Annotated in this window: 10 protein-coding genes; 6 read left to right on the top strand and 4 right to left on the bottom strand. The window is 70.7% G+C overall.

What is annotated here, in order from left to right; translation table 11 throughout:
• Window positions 1-5 precede the first annotated feature (5 nt).
• Window positions 6-971, top strand: a complete 966-nt coding sequence (locus tag RUR_RS27880; RefSeq protein WP_283138182.1) for an ABC transporter permease — start codon at window positions 6-8, stop codon at window positions 969-971.
• Between the two features lie 40 nt (window positions 972-1011).
• Here RUR_RS27880 and RUR_RS27875 read toward each other — a convergent pair whose 3' ends face one another.
• Together RUR_RS27875 and RUR_RS27870 are read right to left on the bottom strand one after the other, a co-directional pair.
• Window positions 1012-1803, bottom strand: a complete 792-nt coding sequence (locus RUR_RS27875) for a D-glutamate cyclase family protein (protein WP_283138181.1) — start codon at window positions 1801-1803, stop codon at window positions 1012-1014.
• 202 nt (window positions 1804-2005) lie between these two features.
• Complete coding sequence (locus RUR_RS27870) at window positions 2006-3496, bottom strand: hypothetical protein (RefSeq protein WP_283138303.1); 1491 nt, start codon at window positions 3494-3496, stop codon at window positions 2006-2008.
• 258 nt (window positions 3497-3754) lie between these two features.
• Between RUR_RS27870 and RUR_RS27865 the strand changes: the two genes are divergently transcribed.
• From RUR_RS27865 to RUR_RS27855, 3 genes are all read left to right on the top strand, one after another.
• Entirely contained in the window at window positions 3755-4330 is a 576-nt protein-coding gene (locus tag RUR_RS27865) for an HhH-GPD-type base excision DNA repair protein (RefSeq protein WP_283138180.1), read from the top strand.
• Window positions 4331-4527: 197 nt separating this feature from the next.
• Window positions 4528-6627 (top strand): SpoIIE family protein phosphatase, encoded by a 2100-nt coding sequence (locus RUR_RS27860; protein ID WP_283138179.1) that lies wholly within the window; start codon window positions 4528-4530, stop codon window positions 6625-6627.
• A 243-nt stretch (window positions 6628-6870) separates the two neighbouring features.
• Window positions 6871-8499 (top strand): RNA polymerase sigma factor, encoded by a 1629-nt coding sequence (locus RUR_RS27855; protein ID WP_283138178.1) that lies wholly within the window; start codon window positions 6871-6873, stop codon window positions 8497-8499.
• Window positions 8500-8557: 58 nt separating this feature from the next.
• On the opposite strand, the gene RUR_RS27850 is transcribed toward RUR_RS27855, so the two are convergent.
• On the bottom strand, window positions 8558-9292 hold the full coding sequence (locus tag RUR_RS27850; protein ID WP_283138177.1) for a YaaA family protein: 735 nt from the start codon (window positions 9290-9292) through the stop codon (window positions 8558-8560).
• A gap of 52 nt (window positions 9293-9344) precedes the next feature.
• Here RUR_RS27850 and RUR_RS27845 point away from each other — a divergent pair, with 52 nt between their 5' ends.
• Window positions 9345-10376 (top strand): hypothetical protein, encoded by a 1032-nt coding sequence (locus tag RUR_RS27845; RefSeq protein ID WP_283138176.1) that lies wholly within the window; start codon window positions 9345-9347, stop codon window positions 10374-10376.
• A gap of 206 nt (window positions 10377-10582) precedes the next feature.
• Here RUR_RS27845 and RUR_RS27840 read toward each other — a convergent pair whose 3' ends face one another.
• Window positions 10583-10813, bottom strand: coding sequence for a DUF7455 domain-containing protein (locus RUR_RS27840; protein WP_283138175.1), 231 nt, complete (start codon window positions 10811-10813; stop codon window positions 10583-10585).
• Between the two features lie 245 nt (window positions 10814-11058).
• On the opposite strand from RUR_RS27840, the gene RUR_RS27835 reads away from it, so the two are divergent.
• On the top strand, window positions 11059-13170 hold the full coding sequence (locus RUR_RS27835; protein WP_283138174.1) for a DNA gyrase/topoisomerase IV subunit B: 2112 nt from the start codon (window positions 11059-11061) through the stop codon (window positions 13168-13170).

Raw genomic sequence — 13170 nt, 5'->3', positions numbered from 1 at the left:
CCCCGATGTTCGCGCGTTTCCTGATCCGCCGGGTCGTGTTCGCCGCGGTGGTGCTCTGGCTGGTCACCACGACCGTGTTCATCCTGTTCTACGTGGGTTCGGCGGAGACCGTCGCCCGGCGGATCGCCGGTCCGCGCGCACCCCAGGCGGTGGTCGAGCAGATCAAGGCCAACCTCGGGCTCACCGACCCGCTGTTCACCCAGTACCGGCGGTTCCTGGGCGGCCTGTTCCACGGGGACCTCGGCACGTCGTTCATCTTGAACACCCCGGTGGGCACACTGCTCTGGCAGAGCCTGCCGGCGACGCTCTGGCTGGTCGCGGGGGCCTCGGTCCTGTGGCTGGTGGCGGGGATCGCCGGCGGGGTGGTCAGCGCGACCCACGCGCGGACCTGGATCGACAAGGGGACCACGCTCTTCGTGCTCACCGGGGTCTCGCTGCCGACTTTCGTGCTCGGTCTCCTGATGATCTTCATCGCGCTCTCCGTGCTCGCCCCGCTCGGGTTCGCCTTCCTCAAACCCGGCGCCTTCGTCTCCCCGTTCGCCGACCCGGTCGAGTTCCTCAGGGTCATGATCATGCCGTGGTTCTGCCTCGCGCTCGTGCAGACCGCCGTCTACACCAGGCTCACCCGCGGGTCGATGCTGGACGTGCTGGGGGAGGACTACATCCGCACCGCCCGCGCCAAAGGGGTGCCCGAACGCGCGGTCGTCTACCGGCACGGGCTCCGCGCGGCGCTCACCCCCGTGATCACGCAATTCGGGGTGGACATCGGCACGCTGCTGGGCGGCGTCGTCGTCACCGAGTCGGTCTTCGGGCTCCAAGGGCTCGGCCAGCTGATGATCCGTTCGGTACGGGACGGGGATCTGCCCGTCATCATCGGCGCCGCGATCCTCGCCTCGATCTTCATCGTCGTCTCCAACCTCGTGGTGGACGTCGCGTACTCCTTCCTGGACCCCCGGGTACGCCTCGCCTGACCTTGTGCCGCCCGGCGTCCGGTACGGCGTGCGGCCGTGGTCACGCGGCGTGGTCGGTGATGAACATCGAGCCGGGGGCATGGGTGACGGCGTACCCGATCCGGGACGCGGCGATCACCGCGGTCAGGGTGACCCCGCTCGCCCAGAAGACCGGCACGTCGCCCGGGCGCAGGCGCACCGCGTCGCCGAACTCGGGCCGGTCCAGGTCGCCGATGCCGAGCGCGCCCGGGTCGCCCACGTGGATCGGGGCGCCGTGCGCCAGGGCCAGCGGCCCGGTGACCCGGCGCGCCGTGGCCACCAGCTCGCCGGGGATCGGCCGCATCGAGACGACGAGCGGCCCGGACAGCCGCCCCGCCGGGACGCAGCGGCGATCGGTGACGTACATCGGGGCGCCGGTGCCCTGCTCCAGGTGACGGAGCGGCACCCCCGCGGTGAGCAGGGCTTCCTCGGCGGTGAAGCCGCTTCCGGTGAGCAGGCAGACCAGGTCGTCCCGCCACGGCGCGGCGGCGTCCTCCAGCGTGGCCACGGCGGCGCCGTCCCGGTGGAGGACGTACGCCGGGAGATCGGACCTGAGGTCGGCGTCCGGCGCGGCCCGGCGCGGGCAGGGGTCGCCGACGTCGGTCACGTCGACCAGGGGGCACGGCCCCGGGTTGCGCCAGGCGAAGAGCAGGGCGTCGAAGGCGAGCTCCCGGGGGATCGCAAGGAGGTTGGCCTGGAGGCGGCCCCGGCACCACCCGCCGGTCGTCTCGGGCCGCGCCCCGGCCCGGAAGAGCGCCCGGGCCGCGACGGGAGGCAGGCCTGCGGGGTCTCGGGGCGCCCACTGGTCGGACATAGCCGGTCTTTGCCCGTTCCTGTCGTCTCTTATCCCGGCCGTGACGCGTCTCGCCGACCCCCGTGAAGGGATTTGTACGGCTACGCGGTGTACGGCCGCCAGACGGCCGCTCCGAGCTTTCGCACGGCCGCCACAGAGGCCCTCGCGGGCGCCGGGTCCGGCGCGGCCCGTACCGGACGATCTCCGGCCTGGCGGACGCCGGCTAGGTGGGCGGGAACTCGTCGGGGATGTCGGCGAGGTCGTCCAGGGCGGTGGCGAGCTCCTCGGGGTCGTCGCCGATCCGCTCGGCGATCTCGATCAGGATGTGCAGCACGTCGTGGCGGTCGTGCCCGAGGTCCAGCAGGCGCTGGGCCGCCTCCCAGAGCTCGGGCGGGTCGCCGTCCCAGAGCCGGGCGGCGATCTCCTCGTGCCAGGCGAGGTGTTCGGTGAAGTCGGGGCGGTGGGTCTCCCCGGCGTGGTCGATCCCGAGCAGGATCCGGCGGTCGGCCTCGCTCGCCGGGTCGAGGAGGTCCAGATTCGTGATCCCGTGCCAGCCCTGCAGGAGCGGGAACGCGAAGGCACGCCGGGCCAGGGCCGACAGGTCCCCGTCGGGCAGCAGACGCTCCACCAGGCGCCGGTCGAGCCCGAAGGAGGTGGGGTCGCGGTAGGCGTCGGAGAACTTGGCGGTCGCCTCCCAGACGGCGTCCAGCGTGGCCCGTACGGCCTGCTCCGGCAGGTTCAGCCGGGTGCCCGCCCACCGGACCCACGCCGCCAGGACGTGCGGGATCGCCTCCTGCTCGGCCGGGCTGAGCATCACCTTCCGCGGCAGCCAGTCCAGCATGAACGTGTCGCACTTGGTGGGGCTCACCCGCAGGGGGCGGTCGAAGTCCTGGTCGCAGCCGTAGTCGATGATGTGGTCGGCGCAGCGTGAGGCGGCGGAGAGGTCGGAGAGCCGGTTCGCCTCGTCGGAGGCGAGGAACTCCGCGGCGAGCATCGCGCGCCGGTCCCGGCTGTAGGGGCCCTCGCTGTGCGGCGGGGCAGGGCGCTTGCGGCCGGGCGGCAAGGAGCGGATGCGCGACCGGGCGAACGCGTGGTAGCCGCTGTAGCTCTCGGTGACCGCGGGGGTGCGGCTCTCGGTCGTGGCGCGCATGGCGAACTCCAGGAGTGCGCGGGCCTGCTGCGGCTCGATCTCCTGGAACAGCCGGAGCGGATTCTCCTCGGCCTCCCGGCGGCGGCGGGTGATGAGCCGGTCCACCTGGGTGGAGACCCAGGCGTCCCGCGCCATCCCCCGCATGTTGTAGTCGACCAGCACGACCAGGGCGTGCCGTTCCTCCCCGCTGTAGGCGAAGGTGCACATCACGGTGTCCTGGTCGCCGTAGGCGTCGCGGGAGACGTAGCATCCGGCGGGTTTCACCGTACCGACGCGGTCCGCCCAGCGGGGCGTGGCCACACCGGACTCCAGCAGGGCCAGGGCGGCGCCCTCGGCCTTGGCGGCCTGCCGGGACGTGCCGAGGTAGGCGATCGCGATGAGGAGGGTGAGGGCGGCGGGGGTGCCCGCCTTGGCGGCGAAGTCGACCAGCCCTTCACCGACCACCTGTTCCACGTCCCCGCGGCGCAGGCGTCTGTTCCACCACGCGCCGAGCATGTCGGAGACCATCAGCTCGGCGTCGAGCGGGGAGCGGAGCGCGAGAAGCTCGCGAGCCGCCTGAAGCATCTCGGCGAACACGTCGTCGGGCGGTGGACGGGTGTCGACCTTTCGCGGACGTCGGCGGCTCACACCCCTCACTTTCTCGCATTCTCGGGCATGATGACACGCGGATCGCCGCGAATCGCCGTACTTGGGGCTGCGGCGACCTTCTTGTCGACGTGAAGAATAGTCCCTATCGCGGGAAAGCCGGATCACTCCACGCCCGGAGAACGCCGCGCGAGTTGTGAACGGACCGGGTACGGGTGCCCGTGGCAGGCTTGCCACATGGCCATTCACCTCCACCTCGCCCAGGACGACCAGGCGGACGCCGTCCTGAGCCGGAACCCGCTGGCCCTGCTGATCGGCATGCTTCTCGATCAGCAGGTTCCCATGGAGCGGGCCTTCACCGGGCCCTCCGTCATCACCGCCAGGCTCGGCGCCGAACTCGACGCCCACGACCTCGCCGGGCGCGACCCCGAGGCCTTCGCCGCGCTCATGGCGGCCAAGCCCGCCGTGCACCGCTATCCCGGGGCCATGGCGGAGCGGATCCAGCGGCTCGCCGCGTATCTGGTGGACGGGTACGGCGGCAGCGCGGAGGCCCTGTGGCGCGACGCTCCCGACGGAGCGGCTTTGCTGCGGAGGCTCAACGACCTTCCGGGTTTCGGTCGGCAAAAAGCGCAAATCTTTCTTGCGCTCCTCGGCAAGCGGCTCGGGGTCCGTCCGCCGGGCTGGCGGGAGGCCGCAGGGCCGTACGGCGCGGAGAATGTGTACAGGTCAGTGGCGGATGTGGTGGACGCGGAGAGCCTGGGGAAGGTCCGCCGGCACAAGGCCGAGATGAAACGTTTAAGCGGATCCGCATGACATGATTTCCTTACCCGTCGGCCTCCGGGGCTTCCGTCCGCACCGGTGCATCACACATGATGTAGACCTGACGTCGCGTGTTCCCGCAGCGGCGTCGGAGACGTTAGCCTGCTAGTTCCGAGACTAGCTCGTGTTTTACCCGCAGCTATGGAGATGTGCCTCGTGGGTACCCTGGCACTAGGGCGGTGGTGTCGACGGTGAGCACCGACACCTCCGTGCCCCGTCCCCGGGAGTCGGATGTGGACATCTCAGACGCCGCCCTGTTTCAGGGACTGCTGTCCGAGGCGCCCTTCGCCTTCGCGTTCTTCGACGGGGCAATGCGCTTCCGCCGCGTCAACGAGACGATGGCGGCTCTCACCGGCGTTCCGGTCGAACGTCACATCGGCCGCACGCCGACGGACGTCCTCGACGAGGACCTGAGCGCGACCATGGAGTCGGCGCTCCATACCGTGCTGACCGAGAACCGCCCGGTCTTCGACGCGGAGCGGCAGCTACGCGTCCGCGACGCCGCGGGTCAGGTCCGGTACTGGGGCATGGGCTGGTTCCCCGTGCACGGGGAGGACGGTGAGATCGCCGCCGTCGCGCTGTTCGCACTGGACGTCACCGAGCGCCGCCGCGCCGAGGACCGGCTCCGCCAGAGCGAGGAGCGGTATCGCTCCCTGGTGGAGTCCAACGCCCAGGTCGTCTGGATCACCTCGCCGGACGGCGAGATCCACGACGACTCCCCGCAGTGGCGCACGGTCACCGGTCAGGGCGAGGAGGAGTACCTCGCCCACGGCTGGCTGGGAGCGGTGCACCCGGAGGACCGGGACGCCGCCGAGCAGGCCTGGCGCAACGCGCTGCGCGACCGCAAGGTGTTCGACTACGGCTACCGGGTGCGCACCCGGGCGAGCGGCTACCGCCACTTCGACGTGCGGGCCGTCCCGATCGTCCGGGGCGACTCCGTCGTCGAGTGGGTCGGCGCCAACACCGACGTCACCGCCCAGCGTGAGGCCGAGGAGATGCGCGCCCGCCTGACCGACCAGCTCGGCGCGGCGGCCCTGCGCACCGCCAGGCTCCAGGGGGCGACCTCGCTGCTCGCCGAGGCGCTCACGGTGGAGCAGGTCGTCCAGGTCATCATCGACGTCGGCCGGTCCGCGCTCGCGGCGGACCGGAGCGCGGTGGCGCTGCTGGACAGCGACCGCGCGGCCCTGAAGCTGATCAACAGCGGCGGCATCCCGGACGTGCCCGGCGCGCCCGGCGACGAGATCCCGCTGTCGCACTCCAGCGTCATGACGATGGCGGTGAACAGTCGGCGTCCGGTCTTCGCCGAGTCGCCCGACAGCCTCCGCCGCCAGCTGGTGGACGCCGGTGGCAACGACTCGGCGGTCGCCGGGTTCCTGCAGCACACCGACGAGCAGGCGTGGGTCGGCCTTCCGCTGCTCGCGGCGGGCCGGTCGCTCGGAGCGCTGCGCTTCTCCTTCACCCGGCCCAGAAAGATCTCCCAAGAGGACGGCGTCTTTTTGGAGGCGCTCGCCGGCCAGTGCGCATTGGCGGTGGAACGCGCCACGCTCTTCGAGCGGGAGCACCGCACCGCGGAGACCCTTCAGCGCAGCCTGCTCCCCGAGCGCATGCCCGTCGTCCCCGGTCTGGTACTCGCCCAGCGGTTCCGCTCGGGCAGCCGCCACGTGCAGGTGGGCGGGGACTGGTACGACGCGTTCGTGCTCCAGGACGGCCGGGTGGCCGCGGTGGTCGGCGACGTGATGGGCAAGGGCGTCAAGGCCGCCGCGGGGATGGGACGGATCAGGAACGCCATGCGCGCGCTGGCCCTGACCAACCCGCCGCCCGCCGCGGTTCTCACCGGATTGGACCGCGTCTTCGACGCGACGGAGGAGGAAGAGCAGGTCACTTCGCTCGCGTACATGGTGGTCGAACCGGGCACGGGTGAGGGGACGCTCGCCCTGGCCGGTCATCCCCCGCCGCTGCTCGTCGTGCCCGGCGGGCCGCACCGCCTCTGCGACGCCGAGCCGGGCACCCCGCTCGGCTGGCCGAGCAGCCGCAGGCAGTTCCGGTTCTGCGTCCCTCCGGGACACACCGCGGTGCTCTACTCGGACGGGCTGGTGGAGAACCGTAAGCGCGGACTCGACGTCGGACTCAGCGATCTCGTGGCGGCGGTCACCGAGGCGGCGCCGGAGGTGATAAGCAGCCCGCATCTCCTCCTTGACTACCTGGTGGACCGCATGCTCGCAGGCTACGAGCAGGATGACGATGTCACGGTCTTGGCCGTGCACGTCCCATCGATCGGCAACAAAACCTGAGGAATATGAGCGGTCAGAACGGTTTCTTTCGGGTATCGAGGTCACCCGTACGTACGCACTAGTGTTTCGGTCGGCCTAGGGTGGAGGACAACCACCGGGAGGTGGCCGTGCGGAGTGTAAGGTCATGCCAGAATTCTGAGCAGGTAGGCTTGCCATCCGCGCGGCCTCACATCCGAGAGGCACACCGCCCTCGCAAGGGGCACCTGGGTCCATTCTCGCCACGCGTTCGTTCGAGAGGTGTTCGTGTCGCCTGCCAGTTCGACTCGCTCCAAGCCATCTGAGCTGAACGAGCCCGTCATTCAGAGGCTGATCGAGCGTGGGCGCTCGCAGGGTTTCCTCGAGTCCGAGGATGTCCGCAATGCGTTCGAGGAAGCGAGCATCCCGCTGTCCCGGGCTGCGAGCATCCTGCGCAGCCTCAGCAAGGAAGGTGTGACCGTCATGGTGACCGCCGCCGATTCCGCGGCGCCCAAACGGTCTCGCGGCTCGACGTCCAAGCGCCGGACCGCCTCACCTGTGAAGAAGTCCAAGACCCCCACCGCGGCAGCCAAGGAGCAGCCGGACACGGTGACCGCGGTCGTGGGCGAGCAGGAGGGGTCGGCCGAAGCCGGGCGCCAGACCACGGCGAAAAGACCCGCCGCGGCCAAGAAGAAGCCTGCGGAGGCCAAGAGCGCCAAGAGTCCCGCCAAGGAGAAGCCGGTCAAGCCGGAGCCCAAGCCGGCCGCCGTCAACGAGCAGCCCGTGGACGACGAGGACATCGACCTCGTCGCCGTGGACGACGATGAGCTCGTCGACTTCGACGAGGACCTGGAGGTGGTCGTCGACGACGACACGCCCGAGGTCGAAGTCGAGGCCGAAGATCTCGAGCCCGCGCCTCCGCCGGTCGGCGACACCGAGGACGAGGTCATCGTGCTCAGTGACGACGACGACGACGCGCCGGCCGCGCAGGTCGCCGCGGCGGGCGCCACCGCCGATCCGGTCAAGGACTATCTCAAGCAGATCGGCAAGGTTCCCCTGCTCAACGCCGAGCAGGAGGTCGAGCTCGCCAAGCGCATCGAGGCGGGCCTGTTCGCCGAGGAGCAGCTCGCCACCGACGGTGACCGGCTGGCCGGCGGCGGCCGGTCCGAACTCGAATGGATCGCCGAAGACGGTCGCCGGGCCAAGAACCATCTGCTGGAGGCGAACCTCCGGCTGGTCGTCTCGCTCGCCAAGCGGTACACCGGTCGCGGCATGCTCTTCCTGGACCTGATCCAGGAGGGCAACCTCGGCCTCATCCGCGCGGTGGAGAAGTTCGACTACACCAAGGGTTACAAGTTCTCCACCTACGCCACCTGGTGGATCCGTCAGGCGATCACCCGGGCCATGGCCGACCAGGCGCGGACCATCCGCATCCCGGTCCACATGGTGGAAGTGATCAACAAGCTCGCCCGGGTTCAGCGGCAGATGCTGCAGGACCTCGGCCGGGAGCCGACCCCGGAGGAGCTCGCCCGCGAGCTCGACATGACCCCGGAAAAGGTCGTCGAGGTGCAGAAGTACGGCCGGGAGCCGATCTCGCTGCACACCCCGCTGGGTGAGGAGGGGGACAGCGAGTTCGGTGACCTGATCGAGGACTCCGAGGCGATCGTCCCCGCCGACGCGGTGAGCTTCACGCTTCTGCAGGAGCAGCTGCACTCGGTGCTCGACACGCTCTCCGAGCGTGAGGCCGGGGTGGTCTCCATGCGCTTCGGGCTCACCGACGGTCAGCCCAAGACGCTCGACGAGATCGGCAAGGTCTACGGCGTGACGCGTGAGCGAATCCGCCAGATCGAGTCGAAGACGATGTCCAAGCTCCGCCACCCGTCGCGTTCCCAGGTTCTGCGGGACTACCTGGACTAGTCGGTTGCCCGCCGTCGCGCCCCGCACCGGGCGCGACGGCGTGTTCCGTCCGGGGCCGTCAGTCGCCGACGACGACGGTGATCGCCCCGTCGCCGGGCTCGGCGGCCCAGCCGTGCTCCTTGAGCAGGTCGATCAGCTCGGACGGGGTCCGGGGGTCCTCCCCGGAGAGTAACAGCGTACGGGCAACGTCGCCGCGGGTCGCCTTCGCCATGTGGCTGACCACGGTCCGCCTGCCCGCCCGATCGCGGACAACCCGGATCGCCGTCGTCCGGTCGCCGCCCGGCCACATCGACGCGTAGCCGGCGGAACGCAGGTCCACCACCAGCCCTGTCACGGGATCGAGGGCCGCCCCGACGGCCGTACGCCACAGGGTCGCCGTCCGGGGCAGGCCGGGCAGCCTGACGTCGGCGGAGAGCCGGTACGGCGGCACCCGGTCGTCGACGCGCAGCGCCCCCCAGAGTCCGGAGAAGATCACCACACGCTCCCCGGCCCGGCCGAGGTCGAGGCTGGGCAGATCGAGCCGCTGATAGAGCACCCCGGTGTACCGCCGTGCGGCGGGCAGGGTGGGGGCGTCCCGGAGGGCCCGATTCCGCGTCACCTCGGCGAGGCGGCCGGGGGAGAGCCCGAGTACGGCGAGGGCGTGGTCCACAGGTCCCCGGCAGAGCGCGGTGAGGGCGTCCAGGACGCGGACGCGCTCCCGGGTGAGTTCGGGGAAGCCCAGGGTGCCGAGATCGAGCGGAGGGCCGTCCCCGCCCGGGTCCTTGCCCTCGGACGGCGGTAACAAGATAAGCACAGATGTGCAGCTTAGAACCCAAGCTCGGGCCGGCGACGTAGGGTCCGGTGCCATGGGCCTGTTTCGCCGCGCTTTGCCCGCAGGCGGTGAGGTCGACGAGGTCGTGGGTCGGCTTCTCGTCGACCGGCCATGGGAGGATCTAGACCTTGACGACGCCGTCGAACTGGTTGTCAAGGGCCGCCTGACGGCCGGGCTGCACCTGCTGACCCAGACACGGCACGACCACGAAACCCGGGTCCTGCGTGTCGGCGCGCTCGCGGAGGCCGCGGTGGGGCGGAGCGCCCAGCTGGCCTCGCTCTGCGCCGACGACCCGGGTGACCCGGACGGATGGCTCTGGCTGGGGTGCACGATGCTCGCCGAGGCGTGGGCGGCCCGTGGTCGCGGATACACCGCCACGGTCTCCGACGACGACTACGAGGTCTTCTACGCCGCTTTGGAGGCGAGCCGCCACCCGCTGCTGGAAGCCGCGAGCCTGGCGCCCTCGGACGCGGCGCCCTGGGTGCTCCTGCAGGCCCAGGCGAAGGCGATGGGGCTGGACCGGACGGAGCTCGACGCGATCTGGTCGGAGGTCGAGCGGCGCTGCCCGTCGCACTTCGAAGGCGCCCGGGAGCGGCTGCAGGCGATGTGCAAGAAGTGGTACGGCAGCCACAAGGAGATGTTCCACTTCGCGCGTGAGGTCGTCGCGCGGGCCCCACGGGGGCATCCGGCCACCGCGATGATCGTACTGGCCCATTTCGAGTGCCTGGAGTACGACCTGTCGGAGCTCCCGGAGGAGGTTCGGGCCGACCGGACCCCGGCGCTGGTCCGGTCGTACTTCACCGAGGAGGTCCTCGCCGAGATCCGCGAGGCCGACGAGAAGTGGTCGATGTGGGCGAGCGCCCATCCGTACGGCGTCAGCGCGCATCACCTGTTCGGCGCCGCCTACCTGTGCGGTCCCGGCGGCGCCTACTCCGATCGGGCCCGCGTCCACCTCTCCAAGGTGGGCGGCCGGTGGCAGGCCTCACCGTGGGAGTTCCTCAGCGAGGACCCCGAACGGGCCTTCGCGGCCGCTCTCGTCCAGCTGGGGCTGGAGTGGGGTCACTAGGGCCGGGTCGCGGCTCACCCGGGCGTTGAGAACCGCCGGACGGGCTTGCGCGGGCCTTCCGGCACGCGGGCACGCCCGTACGGGACGGCGGGCCGACCGGGGGATCCGGTCGCCGACGACGCGGGTGACGGGGCGAGCGGTCACCCGCGATGAGCTTTCGCGCCCGCGCGGGACACGGGCGCGAACTCACCGAAAGGTCGTCGCGGTCAGCGTTCGTTGTCGCCGGCTGTGCCGGGGGTGGCGCTGAGCCGCGCCGACTCGTCCTGGATCTCGGCGCCTTTCTCACGCAGCACCGCTACGTGCTGGCGCCCGTGGTGGGCACAGAAGAACAGCTCCCCGCCGAGCGGCAGGGTGGCGCGAATATAGGCCTGGGCGCCGCATCGGTCGCATCGGTCCGCGGCCAACAGCGGCTTGGTGGGGGCGAGAGCTCCAGTCACGTATCGCCTTTCGATCACCCCCACTCGCGTGGGGACGGGGTGTTGCCTTGGCGTCAGTCACTTGGCACAACATCTAACCCGACTCGGGCGTTCCCAATCACCCCCCGTGTACGCCTAGAGCGGAATGGACCGTCCGGCTACCGCTATTGTGACGTGGATCACGCTCGGTGGAGCGTGCCGTGGCGCGTAGGTTATTGATGACCGATAGGCTACGCACACGTGTTCGAAGCTGAACAGGAGCCCGCGTGACCGCTGCGACCACAGCCCGAGTTGCCACCCCCGGCAACGGTGCCGTCGACCCCGAGGACTACACGGCACGCCATCTGTCGGTGCTGGAGGGCCTGGAGGCCGTACGCAAGCGGCCGGGCATGTACATCGGCTCGACGGACAGCCGAGGGCTCACCCACTGCCTCTGGGAGATCGTCGACAACGCCGTGGACGAGGCCCTCGCCGGGCACTGCGACCGGGTCGAGGTGATCCTCTTCGCCGACGGCTCCATCGAGGTCCGAGACAACGGGCGGGGCATCCCCGTCGACATCGAGCCCAAGACCGGCCTGCCCGGGGTGGAGCTGGTCATGACCCGGCTGCACGCCGGCGGCAAGTTCGGGGGCGGCTCCTACGGCGCCTCCGGCGGTCTGCACGGCGTCGGAGCCTCCGTGGTGAACGCCCTGTCCGCACGGCTGGACGTGGCGGTCGACCGGGACGGCTACACGCACGAGATGAGCTTCCGGCGCGGGGTGCCCGGCGTCTTCGCCGCGGACGCCCCCACCGCCCGGTTCAAGAAGTCCTCAGGCCTGCGGCTGGCCGGGCGGGTGGGCGCGCGGGTGACCGGCACCCGGGTGCGCTGGTGGGCCGACCGGCAGATCTTCCTGCCCGAGGCCGTGATCTCGATCGAGGACCTGCACGCGCGGGCCCGGCAGACGGCCTTCCTCGTCCCCGGACTGGCGATCTCGGTCCGGGACGAGCGGGATCCCGAGGCCGTCACCGAGGAGGAGTTCCGCTTCGACGGGGGGATCGCCGAGTACTGCGAGTTCCTCGCGCGGGACGAGGCGGTCTGCGACGTCCTGCGGCTCCAGGGGGTCGGGCACTTCCACGAGAACGTGCCGATCCTCGACGACCTCGGCCACATGGTGCCGACGAGGGTCGAGCGCGAGCTCTCCGTCGACATCGCCCTGCGCTGGGGCAAGGGCTACGAGACCACGGTCCGCCCGTTCGTCAACGTGATCGCCACGCCCAAGGGCGGCACGCACGTGGCCGGGTTCGAGCGCGCCCTGGTCCGCACCCTCAACGAGCAGCTCCGGGAGACCCGGCTCCTCAAGGCCGGGGACGACCCCGTCACCAAGGACGACATCCTGGAGGGGGTCACCGCGGTGATCACCGTACGGGTGCCGGAGCCGCAGTTCGAGGGGCAGACCAAGGAGATCCTCGGCACGTCGGCGGCCACCCGGATCGTCGCGCATGTGGTCAGCAGAGACCTGCAGATCCTGTTCGCCGAGGCCAAGAAGGCGCAGAAGCAGCAGCTTCGCTCCGTCCTGGAGAAGATCGCGGCCGCGGCCAAGGCCCGGATCGCCGCCCGGGAGCACCGGGACAACCAGCGGCGCAAGAGCGCGCTGGAGAACTCCGCGCTCCCCGCCAAACTGGTCGACTGCCGCAGCGACGCGGTGGACCGGAGCGAGCTGTTCATCGTCGAGGGCGACTCGGCCCTCGGCACCGCCAAGCTCGCGCGGGACTCGGAGTTCCAGGCCCTGCTGCCGATCCGGGGGAAGATCCTCAACGTGCAGAAGGCGTCCGTGGCGGACATGCTGAAGAACACCGAGTGCGCCGCGATCATTCAGGTGGTCGGGGCGGGCTCGGGGAGGACGTTCGACCTCGACGCGGCGCGTTACGGCAAGGTCATCCTCATGGCGGACGCCGACGTGGACGGCGCGCACATCCGCTGCCTGCTGCTCACGCTCTTCCACCGCTACATGCGGCCGCTGGTGGAGGCGGGCCGGGTCTTCGCCGCGGTTCCGCCGCTGCACCGGATCGAGGTCGTCAACCAGGGGCGGGGCAAGAACCGCGTCATCTACACCTACAGCGACGCCGAGCTGCACCGCCGGCTGAACGAGCTGGAGCGCAAGGGCAAAAAGTGGAAGGACCCGGTCCAGCGCTACAAGGGTCTGGGGGAGATGGACGCCGACCAGCTCGCCGAGACCACGATGGACCCACGGCACCGGCTGCTGCGCCGGATCAGGATCGAGGACGTCGAGTCCGCCGAGCAGATCTTCTCCCTGCTCATGGGGAGCGAGGTGGCTCCCCGCCGGGAGTTCATCGTCAAGAGCGCGTCCGCGGTCGACCGGGATCACATCGACGCGTGA

The sequence above is a fragment of the Rhizohabitans arisaemae genome (assembly GCF_025996515.1).
GTDB classification, from domain to species: Bacteria; Actinomycetota; Actinomycetes; order Streptosporangiales; family Streptosporangiaceae; genus Rhizohabitans; species Rhizohabitans arisaemae.
Note: the sequence above shows the minus strand (reverse complement) of the source record. Positions and strands in the feature narration are given on the sequence as shown.